The organism is Verrucomicrobiota bacterium, from assembly GCA_016200005.1.
Lineage (GTDB): Bacteria > Verrucomicrobiota > Verrucomicrobiia > Limisphaerales > PALSA-1396 > PALSA-1396.
This window is the reverse complement of sequence record JACQFP010000022.1, coordinates 310,202-336,903: the sequence shown is the minus strand read 5'-3', so window position 1 is coordinate 336,903 and position 26,702 is coordinate 310,202. Positions and strand designations below refer to the sequence as shown.

General features: G+C 57.5%; 20 protein-coding genes. 7 read left to right on the top strand and 13 right to left on the bottom strand.

Annotated elements, in window-relative coordinates; genetic code table 11:
* Positions 1 to 127 precede the first annotated feature (127 nt).
* The 4 genes from HY298_08545 to HY298_08530 all read left to right on the top strand — a co-directional run bounded on the left by HY298_08545 (position 128) and on the right by HY298_08530 (position 4,166).
* Positions 128 to 1,384, top strand: a complete 1,257-nt coding sequence (locus tag HY298_08545) for a hypothetical protein (protein ID MBI3850322.1) — start codon at positions 128 to 130, stop codon at positions 1,382 to 1,384.
* A gap of 3 nt (positions 1,385 to 1,387) precedes the next feature.
* On the top strand, positions 1,388 to 2,728 hold the full coding sequence (locus tag HY298_08540; GenBank protein ID MBI3850321.1) for a hypothetical protein: 1,341 nt from the start codon (positions 1,388 to 1,390) through the stop codon (positions 2,726 to 2,728).
* A gap of 80 nt (positions 2,729 to 2,808) precedes the next feature.
* Positions 2,809 to 3,735, top strand: coding sequence for a HEAT repeat domain-containing protein (locus tag HY298_08535; GenBank protein ID MBI3850320.1), 927 nt, complete (start codon positions 2,809 to 2,811; stop codon positions 3,733 to 3,735).
* Between the two features lie 74 nt (positions 3,736 to 3,809).
* The gene (locus HY298_08530) at positions 3,810 to 4,166 is read left to right on the top strand and encodes a hypothetical protein (GenBank protein MBI3850319.1); all 357 of its coding nucleotides are present in this window, start codon (positions 3,810 to 3,812) and stop codon (positions 4,164 to 4,166) included.
* 41 nt (positions 4,167 to 4,207) lie between these two features.
* On the opposite strand, the gene HY298_08525 is transcribed toward HY298_08530, so the two are convergent.
* From HY298_08525 to HY298_08465, 13 genes are all read right to left on the bottom strand, one after another.
* Complete coding sequence (locus HY298_08525; GenBank protein ID MBI3850318.1) at positions 4,208 to 5,026, bottom strand: NERD domain-containing protein; 819 nt, start codon at positions 5,024 to 5,026, stop codon at positions 4,208 to 4,210.
* A 189-nt stretch (positions 5,027 to 5,215) separates the two neighbouring features.
* A complete protein-coding gene (locus tag HY298_08520) occupies positions 5,216 to 6,901 on the bottom strand; it encodes a hypothetical protein (protein ID MBI3850317.1) in 1,686 nt (561 codons plus the stop codon).
* A gap of 302 nt (positions 6,902 to 7,203) precedes the next feature.
* Positions 7,204 to 7,797, bottom strand: coding sequence for a hypothetical protein (locus HY298_08515; GenBank protein MBI3850316.1), 594 nt, complete (start codon positions 7,795 to 7,797; stop codon positions 7,204 to 7,206).
* Positions 7,794 to 10,301 carry a VCBS repeat-containing protein gene (locus HY298_08510; protein ID MBI3850315.1) on the bottom strand — a complete coding sequence of 836 codons (2,508 nt, stop codon included), beginning with the start codon at positions 10,299 to 10,301 and terminating at the stop codon, positions 7,794 to 7,796. The genes HY298_08515 and HY298_08510 overlap by 4 nt, the downstream gene beginning before the upstream one ends.
* 3 nt (positions 10,302 to 10,304) lie before the next feature.
* Positions 10,305 to 12,362 carry a tail fiber domain-containing protein gene (locus tag HY298_08505; protein MBI3850314.1) on the bottom strand — a complete coding sequence of 686 codons (2,058 nt, stop codon included), beginning with the start codon at positions 12,360 to 12,362 and terminating at the stop codon, positions 10,305 to 10,307.
* A 252-nt stretch (positions 12,363 to 12,614) separates the two neighbouring features.
* The gene (locus HY298_08500; protein MBI3850313.1) at positions 12,615 to 13,070 is read right to left on the bottom strand and encodes a hypothetical protein; all 456 of its coding nucleotides are present in this window, start codon (positions 13,068 to 13,070) and stop codon (positions 12,615 to 12,617) included.
* 2 nt (positions 13,071 to 13,072) lie between these two features.
* A complete protein-coding gene (locus tag HY298_08495) occupies positions 13,073 to 13,585 on the bottom strand; it encodes a hypothetical protein (GenBank protein MBI3850312.1) in 513 nt (170 codons plus the stop codon).
* 50 nt (positions 13,586 to 13,635) lie between these two features.
* The gene (locus tag HY298_08490) at positions 13,636 to 15,222 is read right to left on the bottom strand and encodes a hypothetical protein (GenBank protein MBI3850311.1); all 1,587 of its coding nucleotides are present in this window, start codon (positions 15,220 to 15,222) and stop codon (positions 13,636 to 13,638) included.
* A gap of 20 nt (positions 15,223 to 15,242) precedes the next feature.
* Positions 15,243 to 17,204 (bottom strand): hypothetical protein, encoded by a 1,962-nt coding sequence (locus tag HY298_08485; GenBank protein ID MBI3850310.1) that lies wholly within the window; start codon positions 17,202 to 17,204, stop codon positions 15,243 to 15,245.
* A 145-nt stretch (positions 17,205 to 17,349) separates the two neighbouring features.
* The gene (locus HY298_08480; GenBank protein ID MBI3850309.1) at positions 17,350 to 17,775 is read right to left on the bottom strand and encodes a hypothetical protein; all 426 of its coding nucleotides are present in this window, start codon (positions 17,773 to 17,775) and stop codon (positions 17,350 to 17,352) included.
* A gap of 122 nt (positions 17,776 to 17,897) precedes the next feature.
* On the bottom strand, positions 17,898 to 20,108 hold the full coding sequence (locus tag HY298_08475) for a tail fiber domain-containing protein (protein MBI3850308.1): 2,211 nt from the start codon (positions 20,106 to 20,108) through the stop codon (positions 17,898 to 17,900).
* 217 nt (positions 20,109 to 20,325) lie between these two features.
* Positions 20,326 to 20,811 carry a hypothetical protein gene (locus HY298_08470; GenBank protein ID MBI3850307.1) on the bottom strand — a complete coding sequence of 162 codons (486 nt, stop codon included), beginning with the start codon at positions 20,809 to 20,811 and terminating at the stop codon, positions 20,326 to 20,328.
* A 17-nt stretch (positions 20,812 to 20,828) separates the two neighbouring features.
* A complete protein-coding gene (locus tag HY298_08465) occupies positions 20,829 to 22,826 on the bottom strand; it encodes a hypothetical protein (GenBank protein ID MBI3850306.1) in 1,998 nt (665 codons plus the stop codon).
* A 184-nt stretch (positions 22,827 to 23,010) separates the two neighbouring features.
* Between HY298_08465 and HY298_08460 the strand changes: the two genes are divergently transcribed.
* Genes HY298_08460 through dgt form a run of 3 tightly spaced genes read left to right on the top strand, consistent with a single transcriptional unit; the run spans position 23,011 to position 26,678 of the window.
* Positions 23,011 to 24,072 (top strand): isochorismatase family protein, encoded by a 1,062-nt coding sequence (locus tag HY298_08460; GenBank protein ID MBI3850305.1) that lies wholly within the window; start codon positions 23,011 to 23,013, stop codon positions 24,070 to 24,072.
* On the top strand, positions 24,053 to 25,213 hold the full coding sequence (locus HY298_08455) for a polysaccharide deacetylase family protein (GenBank protein MBI3850304.1): 1,161 nt from the start codon (positions 24,053 to 24,055) through the stop codon (positions 25,211 to 25,213). The genes HY298_08460 and HY298_08455 overlap by 20 nt, the downstream gene beginning before the upstream one ends.
* A gap of 58 nt (positions 25,214 to 25,271) precedes the next feature.
* Complete coding sequence (dgt, locus tag HY298_08450; protein ID MBI3850303.1) at positions 25,272 to 26,678, top strand: dNTP triphosphohydrolase; 1,407 nt, start codon at positions 25,272 to 25,274, stop codon at positions 26,676 to 26,678.
* The last annotated feature ends 24 nt before the right edge of the window (positions 26,679 to 26,702 follow it).

Sequence of the window (26,702 nt, the reverse complement as noted above, 5' to 3'; positions counted from 1 at the left end):
ATGAGTTACTGGATCGCGTGATCGCGGGAGTGAAGTTCGTCGATGGTGTCGAACTCAACCCCAAGGCAATAGCAGCGTAAACACATTTACCCTTGGGATGCCCTCCACCCCCCGCCATCCACAACTTTTGGAAATTTCTCCTCCCTTTTCGCTCTTGTCCTTTGAAGTAGATACCACTCGCTTGAACAATGGAGACAACTATTTGGTCGCAGAGGCTATATGGAACCTGAACACCAACACGGACATTGACGTGGATGAATGGCCAAACTTCCTCAAGCTGCAGAGTTATGCCGTGCAAGTTGTAGTCTCCAACGAGATTTCGTTCCCAAACTGGATCGATGAATTCGGCAGCAACTTGATGGCCTTTGACGTGACTTCAATTTACCCCGATGCGGATTGGCAACTCGACATCTACGACAGTCAAACGAACTATGTAGGCAGTTTCACCAACCACACCACGGATGGGCTTATCCATGTATTGTGGGGAGTCACAAATTCTCAAGGCACTCCATTGCCCGACACAGTGTTTTATTCCGCCACGACCGTTACTCACGCGAGCGGCGGCGGCACCGCCTCGGTGAGAAAGATAAACCCACGTAAAATCATTGTAGCAGACAATTACCCGCCTGTCGGTCAGTGGATCATCGCATGGCAAAACATCTTCGAACATAACCCGGAGCAGTACAAGAATCAGTCTGAGCCTCAGCCAAACATGCTCAACTCGATGTTCAACGCTTACCATGCAGCCGATATTGGCGGAGGCAGGATCGAGCCTCTCGGAAGTCTTCCAGGTACGTTCCAACCGTTACACTGGGGCACCGACGACACAACCACGCAAAAGACACAGGACTGGACACAGTTCAAAGTCGCGTTGACCAATCTCAATGCGCGCAATCTCTATTACTTCGGTCACGGTGAGCCTGAGAGACTTGGCGGAGCCAACCCCGCCAACCGGACTTTGACGAGCAAAGAAGTTGGGACGCTCTTACGCTACAAGGACTCGAACCCTACCAATCGCCACTTTTTCCGTTATGTCTTTCTGGACGGGTGTGAGACTGCGAACGGCAGCTTTCCGACGAAATTTGGCATCCCGAAAAAAGAACACGTCCCCCTCGGCGATTACTATGTGCCGACTATGCGGCCGCGCGCCTTTTCCGGCTGGACGGATTATGTGCAATTTTCCGTCTTGGGAGAAATTCCCTGGCAGTTCCCAGCCTATCGCATTAACTTTTGGGCGTACTGGTCTCAGACCACTCGCGATCTTTTCGAGTCGCACCGGGACGCAAGGGATTCTATTTCTGGCGCGACGAGTTTCAAAATTGGACAAAACCTCAAGATTTACGGCTTTGAGGAAATGCGCTTCAACGATTTCAACACACAATAAATCATGTTCGAGTTCATACAGGTCACGGCCCAATATTCCAACGCGGTTCTGGTGGCAATCCTCCCGCAGATAACCGAATTCAGCCAAAAACTGGATCTGCCCATTCCAGTGCCGATCACACTGGAGCAGGTCGAACATTTCAATTGCGACCCGCATAAAGGACAGGTCGGCGGATGGTTGCGGCTGACGAACGGCTTTGATTTCTGGTACTATGACGGCTACGTCAAAGGATTTGAGTCGCCGGGTTCTTGGTACGGGTCGCATCAATGGGGAGAAGATCTGGAGAAGTTCTACGGCTCTGTGAAAATGAGCGCAAAGGAAGCGGTGCAACTGGCGCGTGGTTCACTTCGGAAGCTGGGCTACTCCGAGACAGCTCTTTACGCGAACGGAACGCCCAAAATAACCAAGCCGCCGGTTATCCGTGGGAAAGTCGTTCCTTGCTACCGCATTGGATGGATCGAACCTGAGGATGGCGGGATTTCTCTGGATATGGTGATTGATGCCGAGCACAAGAACCTCAAAAGCATGAAGATGAGCATGCGCAAAAATCTCTCGCGCGACCCGCCCCCGGTCTCGGTCGTGCCTCAGACGCTGGCTCCGGGGCAGTTGCCTGACTTCATGAAGGGTGTTCCGGGGGGTGAGAAACTCTTTCATCAACTGCCCGCTCCTCCACGACTCACGCCCCAACAGGAGCATACCGTGCTGGTCGCCATTCTGCCGCTGATTTCCGATTACGCGCGGAAGTTGGAGTTGCCCATCCACCTTCCCATAACCACCAATCACGTCACCAGCTTCGACACGCAATTCTTTCCGAACGAGACGTATCTCAACCTCACCAACGGTTATCAGTTTATTTACACCCGAGGTTATATCCAACAGTTCCGCGCCCCGTATTCGTTCTTTGGCAACTATAAACTGGACGGGCGAATCGAGGATTACTGGGGCACTTGGCGGATGAGCGAGAGAGAGGCCGTGAAGCTTGCACGCGACACGATTAAGAAGCTCGGTTACTCGCTGGAAATGCTGCATCTGGATAGAAAGCCCAAGATCAGGAAGCCGATCAAAATTGCGGACCACAATATTCCCCGCTATTGGCTGAACTGGGAGTTTTCCACTCCCAAAACGCACGACGAGGAGGAGAAGCCAAGCGGCCTTATTTCAGCCACCGGCGTCGAGGTGGACGCCGACAAAAAAACGGTCAAGTCCATTTTCATCTACGACCCGAATCTCAACCGTCCGCCGCCTGCTCTACATTCTGCAGCAACCCCCAATGGTTTGCAGACGAATCAGCTTCCTCAGTTCCGCTTTCTGACCAACGCCCCCACCAAACCACCGGGCAGGTGACGCCCACGGCTATAGCAACCACTTGCGCCGAATGAAGCGCAGCAAACGTCCTGAAAATTCCACCAGCCATACGAAAAAATGTGTGTTATCGACTATCCCCCAAGCTGCTGATCGGTCTTTTGGTCGGGGTTGTCCTCTTTGGCCTAGGGTTAAATGTCCTGCGTTTACGTGAACCTGCCTATCAGGGGATTGCTCTGAGCACTTGGCTGGAAGAGTTGGAGGGCGGTAAGGAAGAGCCGAACGTCCGGGCCGCAGAAGCGGTTCGCCAAATAGGAACCAATGCTCTCATGCCGCTTTTGAAAATGCTCCGCGCCAAGGATTCCAAGCTCAAGCTAAAGCTGAATGAATGGGCCCAAAAACAGTCTGTATTTGAGTTTCACTTTAACTTCGCGAGTGACTACCGCCAGCGGGCAGTCGCAGGATTTGCGGTCTTGGGGCCAGTGGCTGAACCAGCCATTCCTTCGCTCATCGAATTGTTCAAAGATGATGAACTAGCTTACGATGCCATGTCTGTTTTGAGAGAGATTGGACCCACAGCAGTTCCGCCTTTAGTAGCGGCCCTTGCAAACGAAAACAACGTAGTGCGGGCTCAGGCTGCAACAAGTTTAGCAGATTTCGGTTTTGACGCTCGACATGTTGTGCCAGCCCTCATCCGAAGTCTCAAGGACGAAGACGCAGTAGTGCGCAGTCGTGCCGCATCTTCTCTTGCGCTTGTTGGCAACCCGGCGACGGCGGTGCCTGCCTTGATTAAGTATCTGGAGGTAGAAACAAATGATGCTAGATTTTCAACTCTTGCCGCTCTTGCGCATTTGGGGACCAACGCCAAACCAGCGGCTCCGTTATTGGTTAAAATGATGGAATCGAACCGGAGCCTACGAGTTATTGTGTTCCCTGCACTGAGCAGAATTGATCCTGAAACAGCAAGAACTTTTCGCCACCAGAATGAATTTGTCCTCACGAACGCTCCGCCGCGCGTTCCTTTGAACAAGCCTCCGCAGACGAATTAAATTTGGCTCTGCTCCGGTGCGGAACGGGACATTTCCGTTCGCAGAACTCTGAGTCTAGGGCTACGCTGGAATGCATGACGAAGCGCAAATGCATTGCTCTGTTATTCCTATTCGGGATCGTTGCTGCTGCGATTTCCCTTCATGGTTTCTTGCGGCAACGCGAGCCGAAATATCAAGGGAAGACTTTGACTGCATGGCTAAAAGTTGGAGGGCATGGAGAAGGTCTTGAAGACAAACCGGCGATAGAAGCCGTCCGTAAGATGGGCACAAACGCCATTCCTTTTCTCTTGGACATGGTCCGCGCAAAGGATTCCCGGTTCAAGTTGAAGTTAACGGATTGGACCTATGGCCACGTGCCCTATGTATCCCACTGCATGTCAGAGCAACGCATGCTCAATGTCCGGGTGCGACTCGCCGCACGGTGCAAATAAATCTGAGTGTAATGCACCCGGCCCGCCCGCATCCACAAAGTTCAATTGGGCAAGGCGGGCTGTTTCCCGCCAGACTTCGGCGTTGACTGCTGGCTTGTGCGGAAACCCGTGTCCATGTGCGCCAAGCCAAGAAATGCTTGCGCGATGCGGTCAACTTCGCGGGCTGTCAATTTCCTGCCGAAATCTTTCTCCACGATGTAGCTGTAAAGTTGATCGTCGCGGATGCAATGCACGGTGCCCGTCGTGCCCCAATTGGCCTCCACGCGCGCTGACGTGAAGACAAACACGGGTTGGAAATATGGATCAAGACCGGGTGCGAGCGTTTTAACCTTATCCTTGATGCCCATGATCCGGCCCATGAACTGCCGCACCAATGGTTTATCGGTCGGCTGGCCATTGCAGAGCAACTCCCCTTTGCCGTCCGCGGACACGACACCGCGCCAGTTCTTGGCGTCGAGCAAGAACACACCAGCAGGCCCGACCACGACATGATCGAGGTTGCCGGACTCCGTGGTGAGGTCGTGGAGGACGCGATAATCGTCCGGGAAATTTTCCAGCGCCATGGCCACGGTCGTTTCTCCGCTTGCGCCGCGCATCATGGCAACGCGCTGCTTTTCCAGCGCATCAAATTTCCCATCGCCCCTTTTGTACAGAACCCAACCTCCAACCGCCGCGCCAATGACCATTATTGGCCTGATCCAAGGAGGCCACGACCCAAGCGGGATGAAGCTGGAAATTACGAGACCCGCGATAACGCCAAACAAGGCGATGAGGCCGCACACGAAAACAACGATGCGACGGCGTTGCCTGACCGCTTCCTGGCTAACGTATCTGCCGGATTCTCCAAGGACCTTCGCCATAACGTGGCCATCTTTCCCGCGTCCAAGAGCCCCCACAAGATGAAAAACAGACCAGACTGATCTGTTTCCTTATTCGCGGTCGGGTTGGCCCGCTTGGGCCCGGCCCGTGGAGTGGCATTGCGCAAACCGCGCGATGTACGAGCGCAAGTTTCGCTGGCGAGCCAGGCGGGTTTCAACTTCAGGCAGGCGTCATTGACTGATCGATGCCTTGAACGCTTGTTGCAACTCCCCTGCTCTGCCCGGGTGCACGGGAAACTCAAGGTCCATTGACTCCCATTTCAATTGCAAGCGGCCGTCGCGCGCCACCGCGCCAACGGAGCGAGGTGGCTCATCTGACGTTGACAAGCGCGCTGCAAACCCCACGGCGGCCGAATTGAGTTCCGCCAGATGAAAAGTGCGTTCTTCGCCCGAGTAGAGCACCACGTCAAAAAAAGCTTTGTCGTTTTCCTTGCCGACTTGCCAGCGGCCGCGGGCTTCTGAAAATACCGCGTACGGCACGTTGAGTTGCACTCGCAGTTCACCAAAACGCAGTTGTGCCGTTTCGGCCAGCGTCGCTGGCGCAATAAATTCTCCTTCGCCCGCCGCGCCGCCGAATTCAAAGCGGAGTCGTAAATCCTTCGCTCTGATCGTCGCGTTTTTGATCTTGTCGAGCGAAGGGTGGCGATCGCCGCCATCGACGGAAAAATTAATTCCGGCGAGCACGTTGCCGCCTTGTTGCACACTGAAGAACTGCGCGGTGGCGAAATCGTAACCGTCATGCAAAAAGCGAACCTGGAGATAACTGGGCCGGCTGGCGCTTCCCCAGTACGCCAGCAGAGGCCGCCGTTGGTTCCACAAATCGCCTCGATTGATGCTGCCCAGCGCAAACGCCGCTTCGAGGTGCGTGGTCCCGACCACGGGCGGCTCGCTCTTGACGAACGTCTCCCGGAAATCACGCGGCGTGTCGAGCGCGCTGAAAAAGTGTTCGAGATCGCGCGGGCATGGCAGCGGCAAACGGTATTCATCCAGAGTCGGTTCGTTCACGCCGAACGAAACGCGGCCTTCCGTCGCGCGCTCAATCAAACCCAAAACCTCTGGCCGCAGCAACGTGCTGTAACAACGGCTGTGCGGGCCGGCCCATTGGCGCGTCGGCGGATGAAAATGATGGGCGATCTCCTCCCACGCGAGTCGATACATCTCCTCGGTCAATCGACGCGCCTCAGGATCTTTCGCGTGGAGCCTGAGACGCCCGAGTTCTTTCAAAGCCACGATGGTGTAGGGCGGACTGTTGTATTCGGTGAAAGCGCCGTGGTGTTTCGTGTATTCGCAAAAGCGTCGCCATCGGGCCAGCGCATAGTCGCGCAAGTCCTCGACACCGTAAAGTTCAGCCGCCACGAGTGTCACGTACGTCCCCATGATGGCGATGTTGGTGTAGCTGGGGCCGACGTTCCGTCGCTGGATCGAACGCGCCGCGTGGAGAATCGCGGCATCAACCTTCGCCCGCACGTCGGGCGATAGACGCTCCCGATGATCGAAGACGATTTGCACCAGAGCCGTGCCACAAAAATCCGCCCAGTTCCAATCCGGCGGCGACATCTTGGCGAGTGGCTCTTCGAGAAACCAAGGCCAGATGCCGTAAGTCTTGCTGTCCGGATTCTGGTCTTGCAGAGCGATGACCCGACGCAAAATCGCTTCCGCTCGTTTGCGCAATTCATCGTCGCCGGTGTCGAGCAGCGCAACGGCATAATTGAGGGAAGCGCTGGTCGGATGCACGAAACCATTTGTGAGCGTCGTGTGATATCCCGGTGAACTCAACGGCTGACGCAACATCTGTGCAGCCGCATCGTACTGAGCATCGAGCGGTTCGAGTGCGCGCTTCAGTCGCGCAAGCTGCATTGCAGTGAGAGAGGTGCGACGGGACGTCCGTGCCGGGCTGGGCGTGGCTGTGGCCGGAGTTGAGTGCGGCGAAGTTGGGCCGGCACATCCCGATAAGACCAGCGTGCCACAAACCCAAACCCGCCAGCAAATCATTGATCGTGTTAATCCAAATTGCGGCCCATAGCGAGTCATGGCGTGAATTACTTACCCAAACGGGGCCACAACGCAAAGCCGAACGATGAATTACTTTGTCAGCGCAAGTAAAGGATTTCAGCCGATGTGCGGAGTTTGATAATCGTGGGCAGGCGAAGCGCGCTGTTTTAGGGACTCTTGAGCCGATAGAATCTGTCCCCCGTCGGCGGGTTCACGATCACCGTCTTCGTTGTTCCATCGTCGCTTGGCGTGGTGACGACGTTGCTCCAGTTCACCGTCGCGAGTCCATTCGTGTTTTGCTGAAGCGTGAAACCAGTAGAAGGCGACGGCCAAGAAACAGCCACGGTATTCGTGGTCGTGCGGGTGATCGTGAGCAACGGGGCGCCGGGCGTTTGCACGGCGGCGATGATGCTCCAGAATCCTCCGTCCACGGAAACATTTCCGCCGCTCATTGTCGGCCCGGCGTCCGGCTGGCCGATGGTGCCGGTGACGGAATAGACGCCGCCCGTGCTTGTGCCGCCGCCGCCGTCAATGGTGAACCAATCTATTGAGTAGTTTTGCGCGTGAGCGATGATTGCGGGGGCGAGGAACACCAGCGAGACAACGAACCTCCGCCAGGTCTTGGAGTGCGCCAGTCCTCTGGCGCTTTGAGCCGCGACCCGATGCGCGTCGCCCTTCAAAAGCGGCAGAGGGCTGCCGCAGTCCAAGACGCTTCGCGGCAGCCATCCGCCATTTTCCATCTTCGATCCTCGCGTTTTCATTTCGCGCCTCCGTTCTTCTGACTCATCCGTCTTTCAAGTTCTTCCAGACGCGCTTTCAATGCCGCGTTCTCGGCGTGTTGTTCCTTCAACTCGGTTTCCAGCTTCTGGTTTAATTCCTGAATGGCGGCGACGGAATAAATGGTGAGCGGGTAACTGTCCACCTGCAAAATCTCGCTGCCGTCGGGCAATTTCTCGCCGCTGCTTTTCACGTCGTCGGGGAAGACCTTGCGGAATTCCTGGGCGACGACGTTCAGGTAGCGGCGGTCTTCCACGCTCCGATGCTGCGCGCGGTAATCGTCCGTGTAACGGAAGCTCACCGGGCGGACTTTGGCGAGCGTGTCCAGCGCGCTGTGAACGGGCTGGATGTCCTGCTTGATGCGCGCGTCGGAATTGGCGAGCCAACTGCCCGCGACCGTCTTCGAGGCGTTGCCCTCCACTTCAAGTTTATTGACGGCAGCCGCCCGGCCAATGCCCACGTTGCCGGCGCTGTCGATGCGCATGAATTCAGCGCCGCCGCTGCCGCTGACGGTGCTACTGATGAAGCGCAGCATCTGGCCGATGGGCCAGATGATCGCGGGAGGATTGGCTCCGTTGTTGTAGCCGGACCAGAGTTGAACCCAGGTGTTGGCGTTATTGTTGGCGGCCAGGATTTGCGCCTGCGACGATGTGCTACCGCTTCGCGCGTCCAGACGGGTAACAGGTGTCGTCGTCCCGATGCCCACGTCGTAGCTGAAGGTTTTCGGGAAATCGAAGTTCTGGCTTTTGTTGAGGAGCGCCACCTGGTCCGAGAGCCGCGCGTCGTCGATCGTTCCAGTGTTGATGGTCGATCCATCCATGCTGCCGCTCAGGTGGCCGTTGAAATTTCCGAGAAAACTGAACGGTGTGTTTAGAAAAATCGAGAGCGCGCCAAAACCTCGGGATGCGATCAAATCCACCCGACCATCGCCGTTGACATCCGCCGCCGCGACGAAGCTCGGACCAGTCGGGCTGGCGGCCAGGACGGGTGAAGTGGCGAGGGTGAACCCGCCGCTGCCGTTATTGGTCAGCACCGAGAGCGTATTGCCGGAACCATTTCCAGAATTCGCGCAGATCAAATCCGCCTTGCCATCCCCGTTGACATCCGCCGACACGACGGAAACCGGGTTGGAACCCACGGCCAATGAGGAAGCGAGGACAAACCCGCCGATGCCATTGTTCGTCAGCACCGAAAGTGTGTTGGAAAAGTAGTTGGCGGTGATCAAATCCATTTTGCTGTCCCCGTTCACGTCCGCCGCCGTGACGTAAAAAGGCGAACTGCCGACGTTCGGTGAAGAGGCGAGCACAAAAAAGCCGAAGCCGGTGTTGGTCATCACCGACAATGTGTTGGTGCCTGAGTTGGCGGTGATCAGATCCACTTTGCCGTCGCCGTTGACATCCGCCGCCACGAGCGATGTCGGGTTGAGACCCACGGCGGGTGATGAAGCGACGAGAAATCCATTGGGGCTGTTGTTGAATACCACTGTCAGCGTGCTGCTGCCGTAATCGGCGCTGATCAAATCAATCCGTCCATCGTTGTTGACGTCCGCTGCCACCACCGGGCCGCTCCCCGCCACGATATTCGTGATCTGGGTGAATATCCCGTGACCGTTGTTGGTGGAAATCGTGAGCTTGTTGGGAGCGGAATCAGCGCTGATCAGATCCGGAGAGCCATCGCCGTTAATGTCAGCCACCGCCACATAGCCCGGGTGGCCCGCGCCTCCGGGTGCGGAGGCAAGGGCGAACCCGCCGTGGCCATCGTTGGTCAGCACTTGCGAATAAGTGCTGATGGCCGTGGGACAAATTAAATCAATCCGGCCGTCGCCGTTGACATCCGCCGCCACGACGGAGGCGGCGTAGTCCGCGTTCGGTATGGCGAACAAGGTGAAGAAGCTGGAGTTCGACGTGATCACGCCCGAGGAATTGAGCGTCAGGTTCATGTTCGTCACGCCCGCGCCATTGCCCGCAAAGCTGCCTGCGAACTGGCTGGCGGCGTTACTGAACACCACCGCGCCGGTGAACACGGCGTTACTGTTGAGCCGCGCCATGTTGCCCGAAAGCTGGCTGTCGGCAATTGCGCCCGTCACATTGCCGGCCGTGATGGCATAGGGCGTGGCCGTGATCGGCTGCCGGGGCACGAGGTTGAGGTAGGCGTCGGGGCTGCCGTTGGTGCGCACGCCGATGTCCAGCCAGCGCGCGCTGCCGTCCAAGAACTGGTTGTTGAAGGCCAGCGTGACCGTGAACAGGCCGTTGCTCACACCCACGGCGGGCAGCATGATGACGCCGCCCGAAAAGGTGCCGTTGGTGAGGGCGTCGAACAGACGAAAGCGGAAGTCGTACGCGCCATTGGCCACGTTGGTGCCGTCGGTCAGTCGGCCTTGATAGGTGAACGCCGTACCTTGGGCGAAGAGGGTTGAGAGTTGAGGGTTGAGGGTTGAGAGCAACATTGCCGCAAGGGCAAGTGTCCTGACAATCAGTTTGGTTTTCATGGTTCAGTTTCCTTTCGCGCTGAGGTTGGCAATGAGCTCTTCCAAAGCGATCAGCCGGGTTTTCAACTCAGCATTCTCGGCGTCCCGACGTTTCAATTCGTCCGTGAGTTTCTGATTCAACCCCTGAATGGCCGCCAACGCCACGCCGTGGAGATCGGCGTCGTTGAGCGATGTGTCGTCAGTGTTGAGCGGGAATTGCGCGTGGAAATCCTGCGCCATCGGGCCGAGGTGGCGTTGGTCGTAGCCTTTGTAGCTCCACTCGGCCACCGGGATGCGCGACAATTTCTCCAACACCTCACGGCCATCCACCGGCGCGATGCGGTCTTTGGCGTTGCGGTCGCTGGTGAAACTCCAACTGGCGCTGCCCGGCGTCCACACGACATTTTGATTTGCGCCGCCCGCACCGCTGCTGAAGGTCGCCCCGCCAATGACGTGCAGCTTGTTGGTGGGAGCGGTGGTTCCAATTCCCAGATCACCGCTGGCTTCAAACGTGAAGAGGGGGCTGCCGGCACTGCTGTAAATGCGAAGGGCGTTCTGGGCCGCACCACCACTCCCATCGTAGCCCAGGCTCATGGCGGTCGTCGTGGCACTTTCGAAGAAACTAATGCCGTTAAGGAAACCGTTTGTCGTGTTGCCCGATCCGAGATTGAGCAGATTGGTGGCGCTGGCGGCAGGCGGGGTCGTCAACCCTTGCACCACCACGCTGCCGGCCACGTGCAGTTTCGCCTGCGGGCTGGTCGTGCCGATGCCCACGCCGCCCGCCGCGCGAATGAGAAACTGGTCGCCGGAAGTGGAGTCGAAATCGGCGTTTTGCGAGTCGGCCCAGACGAAGGCGCCCTGATGGTTTGCCTTGGCGCGACGCCCGGCGGCAAAGGCGTAGTTGGTGGCGGTGTTCAATTCGCCTCCGGGAATGGTGGCGTAGGTCGAGTTGTTCGTGATGTTGTTGTTGCCACCGCCGCCGATCACGCTGTTGGGCGAGTTGGTGCCGATGTTGTTGTCGTTGCCGCCACTGATCACGCTGAGGACGGAACTGGTGCCAACGTCGTTCCTTGCTCCCCCCGCAATCGTGACATGGTCGGCATTGGTGCCAATCGTGTTCCCCTCGCCACCGGAGATGGTATCGAAATCACCACCAGCCCTGATGTTATTCGCATACCCTCCACCGATGAAATTGAATCCACCAAGTGCGAGGCCGCCGACTCCTGGTGTCCCGCCGATGAGATTGCCATCACCTCCGCCAATGACGGATCCTCCATAGGGAGAATCGCTACTCAGGAGTATCCTGTTTCCAGAGCCGCCGCTGATGGTGGCACCGGAAAGCCCGGCCGCAACAGAATTTCCGGCCGCGCCACCGATCACATTCGGTGAAGTGGCAGTTGGCTCAATCCGTAGCGCCCGCTGGCCGTTGACCTTGAACTCCAGTGGCAGGTTATCCGCGGTACCCAGGAACGCACCGTTCGTTGGGTTCGCGCCCGCGTTGCCGTTGGTTTTCCAAAAGCTCGCGCCGCTCAAGCCGCCGAGCGTGGCGGCGTTCACATTGGTCAGGCCGGAACCGTTTCCGCTGGCCGCGCCGGTGAACGCACCGGTGAACGCACCGGCAAAACTGTTGGCCGCATTGTCAAACGTGACGGCGCTGGCGTAGGTGCCCGCCGCCAGACCGTTCGTGGTGAGGTTCAACGCCCTCAACGCATACGGCGTGGCGGTCACGGGCTGGCGCGGAGTCAACGCGGTGAACGGCCCGATGGCCGTGCGCACCTCGGTCTGCAGGAAGCGCGGCTGGCCGTTAAACGGGTTGAGACCAAAGTCCAGCGTCACGGTGAACAAGCCGTCGGCGACCGGGGCAATGAGGCTGACCGGATTGTTCGTCGCCACGGCACTGCCGGCGCTCGCCGCGTCCCAGAGCGTGAACTGGAATTCCGCCGAGCCGGAGTATGGCGCGTTGTTGGTGTTCAGCCGTCCCTGATAAGTGAAGGCGCTGCCTTGAGCGAAGAGGGTTGAGAGTTGAGAGTTGAGGGTGGAGAGGAATGCCAGCGCCAGGAGTATGAACGGTTTCTTTTTCATAGTTCAGCCGGCCGTCGGTTACTGAGTTATGAAACGGTGTCACCAGGTTTGATGGTTCACGGCCAACGAACCAGAAATGGTGGAGACGGAATACTACTAGCAGATAAAGGGGCAAACGACAAGAAGGTATTGGGCGGGCCGATATTGGGCGGCGGCGGCGACGGCAGGAAAAAAGGTACGCGTGCGACCGCGTCCCAAATCGTATTCCTCTGCCAAGAAGCTGGGGACGACGTGGAAGTCGTCCCGACCAGTTCACGGCTTGAACAGCCGATAGAAGCGATTGCCCGCCGGTGGATTGACGATGACGGTCTTGGTCGTGCCGTCATCCGATGGCGCGGCGACGATGTTGCTCCAGTTCACCGATGCGACGCTGTTGGTGTTTTGCTGAAGCGTGAAGCCGGTGGACGGCGACGGCCAGGACACTGCCACAGTGTTGGTCGCCGTCCTCGTAATCGTGAGCGTGGGCGCGCCGGGCGTTTGCAGGGCGGCGATGATGCCCCAGAACCCGCCGTCCACAGTGAAGTTGCCGCCGGTCATTGTCGGCCCGGCGTCGGGCTGGCCGGCGGTGCCGCTGATTTGATACACGCCGCCCATGCTCGTGCCGCCGCCGCCGTCAATCGTGAACCAGTCAATCGAGTAGGTTTGAGCCAGCGCGAGCGTCGTAAAAATAGCAAGACCAGCCGTGAGAAATATTTTCTTCGCATTCATATTCATTTGGCCAAGGCTTCCGCTGCTTTTTCGGCTGGAGACCAGAACGAATCGCCGGTCGGTCGTGAACTCCTGGCATGGGAATATTTGATAGCCTGAGTGTAGGCCTTCTTTGCTTCGGCTTGATGTCCGAGCTTTTCCTCGGCCTGACCTTTGATCCACAAACAGGTGGCGACATCATGCAGCACCTGGTACCTGGCGATGCGCTTTCGATCCTCTTGCGAGACCGCTCCTTTTGGCAGCACAATCCTGGCAGATTCCAGAGTGGCTTCGATCTGGTCGGCAACGGTTTCGCATTTTGCGATGCACTCGCCGGCTTTTACTGAAGCGGCTTCATATTGCCCGTCCTTAAACGCAGTCCAGGCTTCTTCCGTGGCCTGTTCGGCAAACGGCTTTTGCCACGGACTCGAGGGCGGTTGCGGTGCGGGAGCCGGTTCGTTCTGGGCGATGGCTTCTCCCAGGAAAGCGGCGACGGCGAGCGCCGCGATGAGAACTGCGAGCTTCGGGTTTGTCATACGATTCAATATTTGTGCGGTTTGCAACATACTGGCAACGGGGTTGTTCCTCATGGCGCACCTATGGTCACAGCGCCGCCGGAGAAGGCTTCCAGATAGACGCTCTTGTTGATGGTCAACGACTCGTTGTAATTGCCGCCATAAATATGCAGCGTGCCGCTCGTGATGTTTGCGTGCGCGGCCCCGACGGTCGTGTAAGGAAACGTGATCGAGCCGTCTTGTGTTGCTGGCTGAGGAGCATCCCATTTCACATAATAATCCCGGGGCGGCATGGCAATTTGCGCCCACCATGTGCTCCAAGTGCCGTTGGTCGTCCATTCGCCGCCGAGCCACATCGAGCCGTCATTGGGATCGGGCCAACTGGTGAAATAATCTCCCCAACGTCCGTCGGTGTTGGCGCTCGAACTCGCTTTGATCACAACCGGACCGGCGAACGCGCCAGCGCCCGCCGTGCGCCAGGCGCCCATCATTGTGGTGTACAGGCTGGCTGAAGATTTCGTCCAGGTGATGGCAACATCGCCTCTGAGATTTGCTCCGATGGAGGGACAATAATTCCAATCCGTGCCGGCCCCGACCGTTCCCTGTTCGGCGAGAGTCGCACTGCCGCTGGCGGGCCAATTATTGAGGCGGATACGCCAATAGGCCGCCACGGCGGGTCCGGCGGGCTGGCCGCGAGTCATGCAGCACCAAATGTCCCCTTGAGCCAGGGTTGCATTGCCTTGCAGCTTGCTCACGATCGGGTCCACGGTACTGGCGGAACCTAGTTGGGGCGCCTGGTTGGTCGGTCCGCCGCCGATGTCCGTCACGACAATAAATTGCGTGGAAAGAGTGCGCGCGCCCAGCGGGTCGCTGAGGGCGTAGAGCTTGAGGTTGGTGTTGTTCCAATTGGCGACCATGTACATCACGTTGCCGGGACTCGCACCCGCAGGCGTGACCGGCTGGATGGTCACGGTATCTGTGTAGAATGACGCGAGCGTGCCGGTGCCGTTGATAAGTTGCGCCTTATTCATAATGAGCACCGCTGAATTGAGGACGTCACAACCGCAGCCACTGATGGTTCCTGCGGGAATAAAAGCAAACATCCGATACACGACGTAGAGCGCCTGAGCATCCACCGCCAGCCCGGGATAATCGCCGCCGTAATTCACGCCCCCGGCAGTGTTGGTTGCTGAACTCTCCGTCGCATTGAAACGATAGAAAATCCAATCCGCCGCGCCCGAACTTCGAGGGTCGGCGTTTTTCGATACCGCCACGTTCAACCAGAATTGGCTGTTATGATTTTCCTGCATGATGACGAAGAAACGCCGGCTGTCCGCATCGAAGACCACACGAGGATCGGAATTCTGATTGGTCACTCCAGTATTGCCGACGAAGAAATTGAGCAGATTGGTCGGACCCCAAATGAGACCGCCCGATTTGGTGAAGTAACTGACCTGCAAGTTGACTGTCGCGAGCACGCCGTCGGGGCCCGGCGCACCGTGTGGGTCCGGTGGAGCAATGCTTCCAGGTGCGGTAATTCCCTGCCAGCTTTGCACAATACTCTGGGCGCGGGCGGAGTCTTTTTCCTGCGGCCATAGCAAAGAAACAATTGTCAACCACAGCCAAAGGCACGCAGGTCTTGAAGGATTCATTTTCATGACATCAGCTTCGTTGAGAGTTATTGAAGCGTCACCAGAGTGAGCACCATGCCTTTGCCATCTTTCAGCCCGCTCATTGCTTTTCCTAGAATGGCACCTTGAGCCTTGGCATGATCAACTGCCTTCATCGCATAGCCGGGTGTGTCTGAAGTTGTGAGCAGGTCACCCGCCTTGATTCTCCCACGCGAGGCGTCGGCGAGGACATACACGCGACCACTCAGCGCGACGTTTTGCCCGCCTTCCAAAATGCCTTCCTGATGCAAACTGATTCCGGGGCTTACGCCATTGGCGCCACTGACAATACCCGCGACACGCGTGTCGTAAGCGTGTGAAGTGAGTTTCAGTTTTCCGGGATGTTCATCATCAATGATCACGACTGCACCTGCCGGGATGTGTTCTGAAGTAAACTCAAAGGGTTCTGCGACGTCTGCTCCTCCGCGTATCGTGATGTTCTTGACGCTGAAATTGCCGGAATTTGCCAGGGCCATGGAGTTGTTGAGGTTGGCGCCGCTCAGATAGCTTTCAGTGAAAAAGAGCAAACCACCTGAAACCGTTTGGATGACACCACGCGCATTGCCGGCGTTGCTGTCGCGCAAAGTCAGGAACGGTTGAAAGCCGGTTATTTTCATTCCATCCTGCGCCGCGATTTCCAGTTTGCTGGTGGGTGTGGTCGTGCCGATGCCGACGTTGCCCGAATCATTCACGACAACATCGTACACCGCTGCGCCGCCAGTCGTGCCCGGATCGCTTGCCGTGCGAAACAGATAAAATCCTCCGCCGGAATGGCCCATGCCAAATCTCTGCCCTCCTCCGTTGGAGCGCCAGCCAATGGCCGCAGCGTTGTCCAGTTCGACGGCGCCAATCCAGCCATTCGCGGTCCACGTCGGACCACCCGCATAATTCAAAATGCTCAAGTGATGATTTGGAGTTGTTGTCCCAATGCCGACGTTGCCGACACCGTCCAGATGAATCAGGCCGCCAGGGTTGCTGCCGGTGACCGCCCCTTGGGTCTTGAAATTCATCCCTCCACCGTCCGACTGAATGCGAGAATAGAGGCCGGCGGAAGTATCTTCCAACGTGAGGAAAGGCTTGGATCCTGTCAGGCGCACGGCATCCGCGACGCCGGAAATATGCAGCGCGCTCAACGGCGTGATTGTACCAATGCCGAGATTGCCGTTGGTAGTGAACGCCATGTATGCGGACGGATTGGCGCCGGTCTCCCAGCTTTCGGTGTAGAAGCGCAGGCCGCCGTCGAAACCGCCGATGACGCCGCGGGCATTTCCAGCAATGGTATCGCGAAAAATGAGATTGGGCCTGGGCGCAGTAACATAAAGCAGCGCGTTGCCATTCGGGTCGTTGACTTCCAGCGCCGCCGCGGGAGTGGTCGTGCCTATGCCAACTCTGCCGCCGTTGTAGTAAGCACTTGATCCGTTGAGCAACCAAGGGCCGCTGCCACCGCCGCCGGTCGATGCAATCGTCAGCGTGTTGCCACTGGGTGTAATGGTCACATTCGCGCCCGCCGCCAGCGCAACATCGTCTTTCAGAGTGTTGAGACTTTTCACCACGGAGCCGTTCACCACATTCGACGAACTGTTGGCAAAGATCGCGTAGGGCGCGGGTGTTAATGCCTGCCGCGTGCTGAGAGTGGCGTAGGACGCCACGCTGCCGTTGGTGCGAATGCCGATTTCCAGCCAGCGCGCCGGGCCGGTGAATATTCCTGCGCCAAAATCCAGCGCCACCGTGAACAGACCGTTGCTGACGGCGACGGGCGCAACGGTGTTCGTCGTGCCGACGGGATTCCCGAACGTCGCGGCGTCGCGCAAATAAAACCGCAGGTCGTAGCTGCCATTGGCCGGGCTTCCGTTGTCCGTCAGCCGACCCTGATACGTGAACGCCGTGCCTTGGGCATGCAGGTCAGTTGCGCCGCAGACCAGAAACATAGCGACGGCAAAGCTAAAGAAGGTGATCGGGGATGTTTTCATTGGTGATGTTTGGTTAAACGAAGATTCTACCGGTATTGCATGGCTTCAGGGAACTCGAACATGGAATCCTTTTTCAGCCCAACAAGCAAGTCCTTCTTCTTGAAAGAGAATGACCAGGTTCGAATTGACGAACGCGTGATCGAATCTACGGACTCTTCAGCCGATAATACCTGTTCCCCGTCGGCGGGTTCACAATGATAGTCTTGGTCGTGCCGTCGTCGTCCGGCGTGGCGACCACGTTGCTCCAGTTCACCGTCGCGAGTGCGTTCGTGTTTTGCTGGAGCGTGAAACCGGTGGATGGCGACGGCCAGGAGACGGCCACGGTGTTCGTCGTCGTGAGTCGGATAGACAAAAACGGTGCGCCGGGCGTTTGCACGGCGGCAATGAGACTCCAAAAACCGCCGTCCACGGTGAAGTTGCCGCCGCTTAATGTCGGTCCGGCATCAGGCTGGCCGATGGTGCAGTTGACGGAATAAACGCCGCCGGTGCTCGAGCCGCCGCCGCCGTCAATCGTGAACCAATCTATGCGGTAAGACTGAGCGCGGGCGCTCTCGCAAGGCAGAAGCGCCAAGCAGCAACATCCAAGCACCAGAGAAGCTCCAAGCTTCAAGCTCCCATCTCGGGCTGCAACGCCGGTTGCCTGTTTGGTGCTTGGAACTTCTCTGGATGTTGGAGCCTGAAATTTGGAGTTTTTCATTTCGCCCCTCCGTGCTTGTGGTTCATCAGTTGTTCCAGTTTCGCCAGCCTTTGCTTCAACTCCGTTATCTCCGTTTCCTTCTGTTTTAATTCGTCTGCCAGTTTCTGGTTCAATCCTTGAATCGCCGCCAGCGCCACGCCGTCGGCGTCCACGGTGGCAATGTGTTTGTCGTCGGGACCGACGCCGAAGGCAGCGTAAAAATCCTGCGCCATCGGGCCGAGATGGCGCGTGGCGGAGTCCTGCTTGTAGCTCCATTTGGAAAGCGGCAGCATGGCGACTTTGTCCAACACCTCGCGCGGGTTCAGCGGCTCGAATTGTTCTTTCGCATTGCGGTCGCTTGCGCTCACGAACGTGCCATTGACCGTGAGGCCGGCAGTGGTGAGCGTCATCGCCACGGTGCCCCCGCCCGCGTTGTTCTCCAGATCGCTGTGCACGCCGCCTACGAACCAGGAGAAGCGCGTGTTGGAGCGCGCATACAACGTGGCGGTCTGCACGCCCATGCCGAAGCCGAGGCCGTAAAAGTCAAGCATCTGGCGCGTGGTGGTGCCGAAGGAAATCGCGGGCGTGCTGTCACTGAGCACAACGCCACCGGCGGCGCGGATGAGAAACTGATTGTCGGCCGACGAAGCAAAATCGGCATCGGTGGCATCGGCCCAGACAAAAGCGCCCCGGTGATTGGCTTTGGCGCGGCGACCGGCCGCAAAACTGAAGAGGCCGGCTGCGTTATTTGACAAGCCGCCGGGCACGGTCGCATAGGAGGCGCTGCTGATGTTATACTGGCCGCCGCCCACCGTCGTCGCGAAGAAGCTGCTGTTGTTTTGGTAGCCGCCGCCCACCGTCGCGTAGTCCAAGCTGCTGTTGTTATTGTAGCCACCGCCCACGGTCGCGCTTGGGCCGCTAGCGATGTTCTGATTGCCTCCCGCGACGGTCGCGTATCCGCCGCCGGCCGTGTTTTCGTTGCCCCCGCTGATGGTTGCGCCAGACGCGGTGGTTCCGATGAGGTTACGGGACCCGCCGCCAATGGTGCCGGTAGAGGCGCGGTTCGTGTTGTCGGTTCCGCCGCCGATCGTGGCGGAAGGCGCATCAGCCGTGATGGCATTGTCCACGCCGCCGGCAATCGTGGTGAAATTCCCGACGCTTTCGATCCTGTTGCCGGAGCCACCGCCGATGGTCGCAGCATACGCATTGGTCATGGTATTGCCGGAGCCTCCGCCAATTACACCGGGACCAGAGCCGTTTTGGATGTTGTTGCCGGTGCCGCCTCCGATGGCCGAGCCGTCGGCGTTCGTCTGGATAATATTGAGATAACCTCCAACGATAGCCGAAAAGTTCGCCGAGACCCGGTTGGTAAAGGCACCATAAAAAACATAGCCAGCGCCTTGGTCCGCGTAAAGTCCACCGATTCCACCGCCTCCAATAAATGCGCCCGCTACTCCGGCGCCCACTCCGTTGAGCGAAGTACCGCCAATCACATTCGGCGCATTGGAATAAATTATGGAAGCACCCGGAATAACGTTGGTAACGGTGATCGGCTCCAGCCGCAAGGTTCGCTGGCCGTTGGCCTTTAATTCCAAAGCCTGATTATCCGTGGTGCCGAGGAAATTCACGCCCGCAGTCGTGCCGGCGTTCCCGCCGAGTTTCCAGAAGTTCGAAGCGCTCAATCCACCGAGGCTGGTCGCGTTCAAATTGGACAGCCCGCCGCCGTTACCCGTGAACGTGCCGTTGAACACGTTGGCGAAGTTACTGAACGTCACGGCGCTTGAATAAGTGCCCGAGGCAATCCCGCCCGCCGCCACATTGCCCGCCAGGACGGCGTAGGGCGCCGCGCTGATTTTCTGCCGGGGAGACAACAGGGTGAAGGGTCCAATCGTGGTACGCAATTCGATCTGCACGTAGCGGTCGGCACCGTTGAATGCCGCCGCCCCGAAATCCACGGGCATGGTGAACAGGCCGTTGGTGACAGTGACGACGGTGCTCGTCGGCACCGCGGCGGCCACTTGCGCGCCGCCGGTCAGGGCGTTCCACAAGGTCAACTGCAACTCGACGGGGCCGCTGGCGACATTCGTGCCGTCGGTCAGCCGTCCTTGATACGTGAAGGCGGTGCCTTGGGCGAAAGCCGGAACGCAGAAGGCTGAATGAAGAATGATGAAAGTGAACAGCAGCGCTGCTGCGCCGAGGTTACGGATAGTGAGGAAAGATGTCTTCATAAGTGTGGCTTGGTTAAAAAGGTTTTTTGGCAGTCATCGTGCAATTCACCGGAACGATTTAGTTGAGGCCTGAATCCGCTGGGAAAGCAAGTGGATTGTCAATCGGCGCCCGAAGTTTATGCCGCATCAACAGCCGCGGAAGAGCGTCTGCGGGTGAAAGAGATCAGCCTTGCCCTCGTTGGGAAAAAGCGGATCAGCCGCCGCTTGACAGCACCAGCTACGGATTCTTCAACCGATAAAACCTGTTCCCCGTCGGCGGGTTCACAATGATAGTCTTGGTCGTGCCATCGTCGCTTGGCGTGATGACAATGTTGCTCCAGTTGACAGTCCCCAGACCGTTGGTGTTTTGCTGAAGCGTGAAACCGGTGGAAGGCGACGGCCAGGAAACAGCCACAGTGTTCGTGGTTGTGAGTCGGATGGAGAGTAACGGTGCACCCGGCGTTTGCACGGCGGCGATGAAACTCCAGAATCCACCGTCCACCGAATAATTCCCGCCGCTCATCGTCGCGCCCGCGTCCGGTTGGCCAACGGTGCCGCTGACGACATACACGCCGCCCGTGCTCGTGCCGCCGCCGCTGTCGATCGTGAACCAGTCGATTGAGAATGGCTGTGCTTCAGTCCGAATAGTGAGCGCCGCCAAAGCCAATGCGAGGAAAGGCGAGAGCAATGTTGAATATCTGCAGAATCTTGGATGCGATTTCATAATTGGTAATTCCAGAATCAAGGTTTGATTACCAGTACGTTGTAGGCAGCATCCGTTGTCACCGCCGCGAAGTCCTGGTGGAAGATTTGCCATTTTGACAGTGACGAGTTGTAGAAAACTCCGATAGGGTGAGTGTCGAGTATGTTTCCAGTTTCGCCGGGATTGTAGTTGGGCGTGACGATGAGGATGGCGTCATGATCGCCATCCGTCAGCGGATGAGTAATGGTCGTCCGATGCGTGGCGCCGCCCTCGATATTTGCGGCCGATGCCCGATGAACAAACGCAGGCGTACTCGTGCCGATGCCGGCACCAGAAACAGAGATGCCGCCATTCGAGATTTTGAGGGCAAGGTTGGTGGTACCGCCGCCCACTACGTGCAGGGCCGCCGCTGGATTATTTGTACCGATGCCGACAAGGCCACTCTGAGTAATTGCCATCCGATTGGTAAATTGTGTGTAAAAATCCAAGCCATACTGGTTACCGCCAGGCGTGCGTTTGGAACCGATCCCTTCCCCGCTGCCGATGCCAAACCTTAAGGCGTAACCGATATCGCCATTGTTCGCGTTGAACTGATCCACATTGACGCCGGGAGCGCCGTTATAAAAAAATAATCCGCCGGATGCGCGGACCAGGAATTGGTCGCTGGCGGTGGACACAAAATCAGCCGAGGTGGAGTCCGCCCAAACAAACGCCCCGTCATGGCGCGCCTTGGCCTGGTGTCCGGCAGCGAAGCTGAAAGTCCCGCTGGCGACATTGGCGTAACCGCCGGGAATTGTGGCCCAGAGACCACCATTGGTGTTGCCGAAGCCGCCGCCGATAACCGAGACAGCGGCCGTTGGCAGAATCAGATTACCAGAACCACCGCCGATGAAGGAATAAGAGGCGTTGGTCTGAATAGTATTTTGCACGCCGCCACCAATGGTGGAATAAGAAGCGTTCGGCTGAATGGTGTTTAAGAAACCACCGCCGATGGTTCCCCAGAACGCCCCATCCAACACATCATTCACTTCGCCGCCGCTGACCACCGCCCCTGTCGCATTCGTGCCGATGCGGTTGGCATGGCCTCCAGCGATCACCGACCGCGCCGCGCCAAATTCGATGGTGTTGTCAAAACCACCACCGATCGCGCTGGCATGAGCATTGCCCGCTTCGATGTGGTTCAAAAACCCTCCGGCAATGACACCTTCCGTGGACGCGATCGTGTTGGAGAGACCGACGCCGCCACCACCACCGATGAATGCGCCGGTCGTGCCCGGGACAACGTAATTGTCCTTGCCTCCAATCACATTGGGAAGAAATCCAGTCAAGTCCGAAACTGGTTCCAATCGCAGGACACGTTGACCATTGACGTGCAGTTGGAGCGGCTCATTGTCCGTAGTGCCGAGGAAGTTCACGCCCGCCGTGGTCCCGAGATTGCCGCCGGTGTGCCAAACGTCGGCCAAACCACTTCCCGTGCCAATGAAATTGCCGACGAAATTGCCGCCAATGAAACTCGATCCGAAGAATTGTCCGTAGAAACTTCCGTCAAAACTGTTCGCGCCATTGTTGAAGTTGACGGCGTTGGTGTAGGTGCCGTTGAGAGTGGTGGCCGGAAGTGTTCCGCTGATGCCGGCGGCGTTCGCGCCTCCGGCATAAATCGCATACGGGGTCGGCGTTAAATGCTGACGCGGCGTGAGAGTGGCGAAAGCGCCGCTGCCGTTGGTACGCACCGCAATCTCCAGCCAGCGCGCCGCGCCGGTGAACACGCTCGCGCCGAAATCCAGCTTCACGGTGAACAAACCGTTGCTCACCACGGTCGGCGCATTGGTGAGCGGCCCGGCGATGATCGTGCCGGGACTATTGGTTGAATCGTAAACCGTGAACCTCAGGTCATAATTACCGTTGGCGGGGCTGCCGGTGTCGGCAAGGCGGCCTTGATACGTGAAAGCCGTGCCTTGGGCGCGGATTTGCGTGGCGCCGCTAAGCAGCCAGGTGATTGCGATGATTGCAGCGATGGTTCGTGAGAAGTTTTTCATAAGCAAAATTTAGTTGCGCTTGGTCATGTCTCGCATTTGATCCCGGGAACAGGTCCAAAAGAAGCCATTTCTCCCAAAAAATCAAGCCGACACCGCCGACAAATTGCTGACAGCTCTGACTAAAGTTGAAATTGACGGCCAGGTGATCGACTGCCTACATTGGAGTCTGAACTACCGAAAAATTATGCGCCCTGCATCCATTCTCCAAAGCTTGCTGATTCTCGTTTTCGGCGCGCATTTGACCCGCGCCAGCGAACCGTCGCGCACTTACGACAACAAACTCATTCCTATCAAACATCCGAAGCCGTTGCTCGCGGACCATCCGGAATGGGTCGAGCCGGTCCGCGAGACGAATCGATGGGAAGCGCCGGCCATCGTGAATGATCCGGACGCCGACCTCCACGTGCGCGCCTGGCGCTGGAGCTACAACGCGCGTGGCATCATCGAAGCGCCGAATCATCTTCGCGCCAGCCAGACGGCCATCATCATGGTGCATCCTTGGGGCATCGATGACGGCCAGGGTTGGGACACGCCGGAGCCGGCGGGTGTGGCAGACTTTTGCACGCCGGCAAAAAACCATCTCGCGGCGAAGCACACGCGCACCGTGATCGATCCCTTCCATAAATCGCTTCGCGGCAAGGTGGCCGCCGTGCTTTACAGTTTGCCGGGCAGTTGTGATCCGATCCGTCGCAAGATGTATCGCTCGTTCACGCACAATCCCGGCCCGGAGGAGCGCAAGCAAGGTGCGCAAGAACTCGACGCGAAACTACGCGGGTTCAACTATCGCGGCGAGCCGTTGCCCTCGACGATCAAGCTTTCCGAGGACAAACCAGTGGTCGATTACTTCAAACAGTTCCCCGGTCTCGACGCGACTGCGCGTTTCAACAATGCCGGGTTCTGGGACCTACCCATTCCCGTCACGCGCGACATCACGGTGTTTCCCGACGATGTGGTGGTTTATGACGCCGAGGGCTACGACAAGTTGCGCGAGTTTCTCCGCGCCAACGGCGTCCGCCATGTCCTGTTGACCGGCTACGCCACGGACATGTGCTACGCGAAGACGTGCGCGGGCTACGAGAATCTCTCGAAGGATTTCAACGTGTTTCTCGTCGGCGACGCCACGCTGGCTACGTTCCCGGCGCATGACACGCCGAAAATTGCGACCAGTGCGCACATTGCGTTTGCCTCGCTCAATCAACTCGTCACCCAAATCTCATGGATCAAGTATGAACCAAGAAAGAAATAGCCTGTCCCTGCCGATCCGAACTTCCCACCCGGCACTGGAATTGCCCCCGGCGCGTAGCCGCCGACGTCAGTCGGCGCATTCTGTCAGCAGGATAAAGTCAGCGCCGACTGACGTCGGCGGCTACGGCGACAATGCAACATCGCGTCGCGAATTTCTCCGAACCGTTTCGATGGCCGGCGTCGCGGCAGGTTTTGGAGGTGCGAGCGCGCTGGCCCAAGCTGCTCCGCCTTCACGCGACAAGGCACTCATCGCCATCACGCTCGATCTCGAAATGGCGCGCAACTTTCCGCGCTGGGAGGACATGCATTGGGATTACGAAAAAGGAAACCTCAACGACGAAGCCAAACGTTACGCCGTCGAAGCCGCCCGCCGCGTCAAAGCGCACGGCGGCGTCATTCACTTCTTTGCCGTCGGCCAGGTTTTTGAGCAGGAAAACGTGGACTGGATGAAGGCACTCCATGAGGCTGGCCATCCTATCGGCAACCACACTTACGATCACGTCTTTGTTCTGGCGACCAAGCCGCAGGACATTCAATATCGCTTTGCCCGCGCGCCGTGGTTGATCGCAGGCAAAACTCCGGCGCAGGTGATTCGCGAAAACATCCAGCTTTGCACCGACGCCATGCGCACACGGCTCGGTTTCGGCCCGGCGGGCTTCCGCACACCCGGCGGTTTTGCCGATGGATTGAACGGTCGAACCGACGTGCAGCAGATGATGCTCGATCTCGGATTCAAATGGGTGAGCTGCAAATATCCCGTGCATCTGTACGGCGAAGTGGGCAAGGACCCGACGCCCGACGTGTTTGACAACATCGTGAAAGCGCAACAGGCCGCGCAACCGTTCGTCTATCCGACCGGACTGATTGATGTTCCGATGAGTCCCATCAGCGACATCGGCGCGTTCCGCAACGGACGTTGGAAGCTGGAACATTTTCTCAAGGCGATCCGCCTCGGCGTCGAATGGGCCATCGAACATCGCGCCGTGTTCGACCTGCTCTCGCATCCTTCCGTGCTGTATCCGAGCGACCCGGAGTTCAAAGCCATCGAACTGGTTTGTGAACTCGTGAAGAAAGCCGGCAACCGCGCCGCGATTGTTGACCTCGACACCATCGCAAAACGAGTTGCCGCCGCGCCGCGTTAGATGGTGCCGCCTTACCGGAAGCACGCAAGACTGGATCAGTTGTTATATCAAATCAGCGATGAGTTCCGAAAAACTCAAACTATGGCAGTCCTTGCTTTCTGATGAGCGTTTGTGTGGAGAGCCCAGAAGACAAACTGACATGATTCGTTCGGAATTTGAGCGTGACTATGGCCGAATCATCTACTCCAGCGCGTTCCGACGGTTGCAGGACAAAACACAGGTCTTCCCATTTTCAGTCACAGACTATACGCGCACACGGCTTACACATACCTTAGAAGTCGCATCCGTTGGAAGGACGCTAGGAATCTTGGCTGGTAAGCATTTACACCTGCGTCTTTCACTGCATGGCCGCCAGATCACAGACAAGCATTTACCCTCCCCTCAAGAATTTGGAACTCTTGTGGCATCGGCCTGCTTGGCCCATGATCTCGGCAATCCCCCTTTCGGCCACTCAGGAGAAGATGCGATTCGGAAGTGGGCTGAGAACCATACCAGCTCACTAGAATCGAACCATGAGGTAAACGATCTGCAATCGTTCGAGGGAAATGCGCAAGGCTTTCGAATCCTTACGAGACATTTCCGCAGGATGGGCGGCGTTTCTCCTACATTCGCGCTCATCGGAGCCATGATGAAATATCCCTGTCCTTCAACCCTTCCACATGGGAGCGACAAAAATGATAAGGACGTTTCAAAAAAGAAATTCGGGTATTTCAATGCTGAACGACCGTGGGCAATAAAGGCGTTTAACCATCTTCGGATGATCCGCCGTAGTGACGGAGTATATGCGCGACACCCTCTGGCGTTTTTACTCGAAGCTGCAGACGACATCTGCTATGGGCTGGTTGACTTGGAGGATGCTCACAAGCTGAACCTGCTGGGGTTCAAGACGATTGCGCCGCCGATGAGGGCTCTAATGGACGCTGAAAGCAGAAGGGATTATGATTACGCGCGAAGGAATGGCGCACCAGAGGATGTTTTGATCCGAAAACTGCGCGCAGCCGCCGTAAACACGCTGGTTAAAGAATGCGTCCGTGTGTTCATGCGTAATTTGGCGGTGATTGAAAGTGGCACGATGAAGGACGAACTGATCGCACGGATTGACAAGAACTATAGAGGCTCATTCAAAACGATTCGAGCGCTTATCGAACGGCACGTTTACACTGACCAAAGAGTTTTGCAGATTGAACTGGCCGGTTTCAAAACCCTAGGCGGCTTATTGGATATATTTTGGGGCGCTGTTGTGTTAAATGGAACCGGGAAAGAAAATGAAAAGCTGAGGCAAATCTTCCCGAGGGGGATGCTCTTCAAAGACAACAAATTCTCGAAAGAGTCCAACGAGAAAGTAATCGATAAATTGACCAGATATGAAAGAATCCTCGCCCTTACAGACTTTGTGTCAGGAATGACGGATAGGTACGCGATAGAAATGTATCAGCGCTTGTCGGGCATCAAACTGCCGTTATGATTATTACGAAGAAATTCGACGGTC

Bases quoted from the DNA above. Each gene is read 5' to 3' on its own strand.
- dgt (MBI3850303.1), top strand. From the start codon at position 25,272: ATGAGTTCCGAAAAACTCAAACTATGGCAGTCCTTGCTTTCTGATGAG.
- HY298_08470 (MBI3850307.1), bottom strand. From the start codon at position 20,811: ATGAAATCGCATCCAAGATTCTGCAGATATTCAACATTGCTCTCGCCT.
- HY298_08520 (MBI3850317.1), bottom strand. From the start codon at position 6,901: ATGCAGCTTGCGCGACTGAAGCGCGCACTCGAACCGCTCGATGCTCAG.
- HY298_08525 (MBI3850318.1), bottom strand. From the start codon at position 5,026: ATGGCGAAGGTCCTTGGAGAATCCGGCAGATACGTTAGCCAGGAAGCG.
- HY298_08460 (MBI3850305.1), top strand. From the start codon at position 23,011: ATGCGCCCTGCATCCATTCTCCAAAGCTTGCTGATTCTCGTTTTCGGC.
- HY298_08475 (MBI3850308.1), bottom strand. From the start codon at position 20,108: ATGAAGACATCTTTCCTCACTATCCGTAACCTCGGCGCAGCAGCGCTG.
- HY298_08515 (MBI3850316.1), bottom strand. From the start codon at position 7,797: ATGAAAACGCGAGGATCGAAGATGGAAAATGGCGGATGGCTGCCGCGA.
- HY298_08505 (MBI3850314.1), bottom strand. From the start codon at position 12,362: ATGAAAAAGAAACCGTTCATACTCCTGGCGCTGGCATTCCTCTCCACC.
- HY298_08510 (MBI3850315.1), bottom strand. From the start codon at position 10,301: ATGAAAACCAAACTGATTGTCAGGACACTTGCCCTTGCGGCAATGTTG.
- HY298_08530 (MBI3850319.1), top strand. From the start codon at position 3,810: ATGACGAAGCGCAAATGCATTGCTCTGTTATTCCTATTCGGGATCGTT.
- HY298_08485 (MBI3850310.1), bottom strand. From the start codon at position 17,204: ATGAAAACATCCCCGATCACCTTCTTTAGCTTTGCCGTCGCTATGTTT.
- HY298_08540 (MBI3850321.1), top strand. From the start codon at position 1,388: ATGTTCGAGTTCATACAGGTCACGGCCCAATATTCCAACGCGGTTCTG.
- HY298_08455 (MBI3850304.1), top strand. From the start codon at position 24,053: ATGAACCAAGAAAGAAATAGCCTGTCCCTGCCGATCCGAACTTCCCAC.
- HY298_08495 (MBI3850312.1), bottom strand. From the start codon at position 13,585: ATGACAAACCCGAAGCTCGCAGTTCTCATCGCGGCGCTCGCCGTCGCC.
- HY298_08490 (MBI3850311.1), bottom strand. From the start codon at position 15,222: ATGAAAATGAATCCTTCAAGACCTGCGTGCCTTTGGCTGTGGTTGACA.
- HY298_08465 (MBI3850306.1), bottom strand. From the start codon at position 22,826: ATGAAAAACTTCTCACGAACCATCGCTGCAATCATCGCAATCACCTGG.
- HY298_08500 (MBI3850313.1), bottom strand. From the start codon at position 13,070: ATGAATGCGAAGAAAATATTTCTCACGGCTGGTCTTGCTATTTTTACG.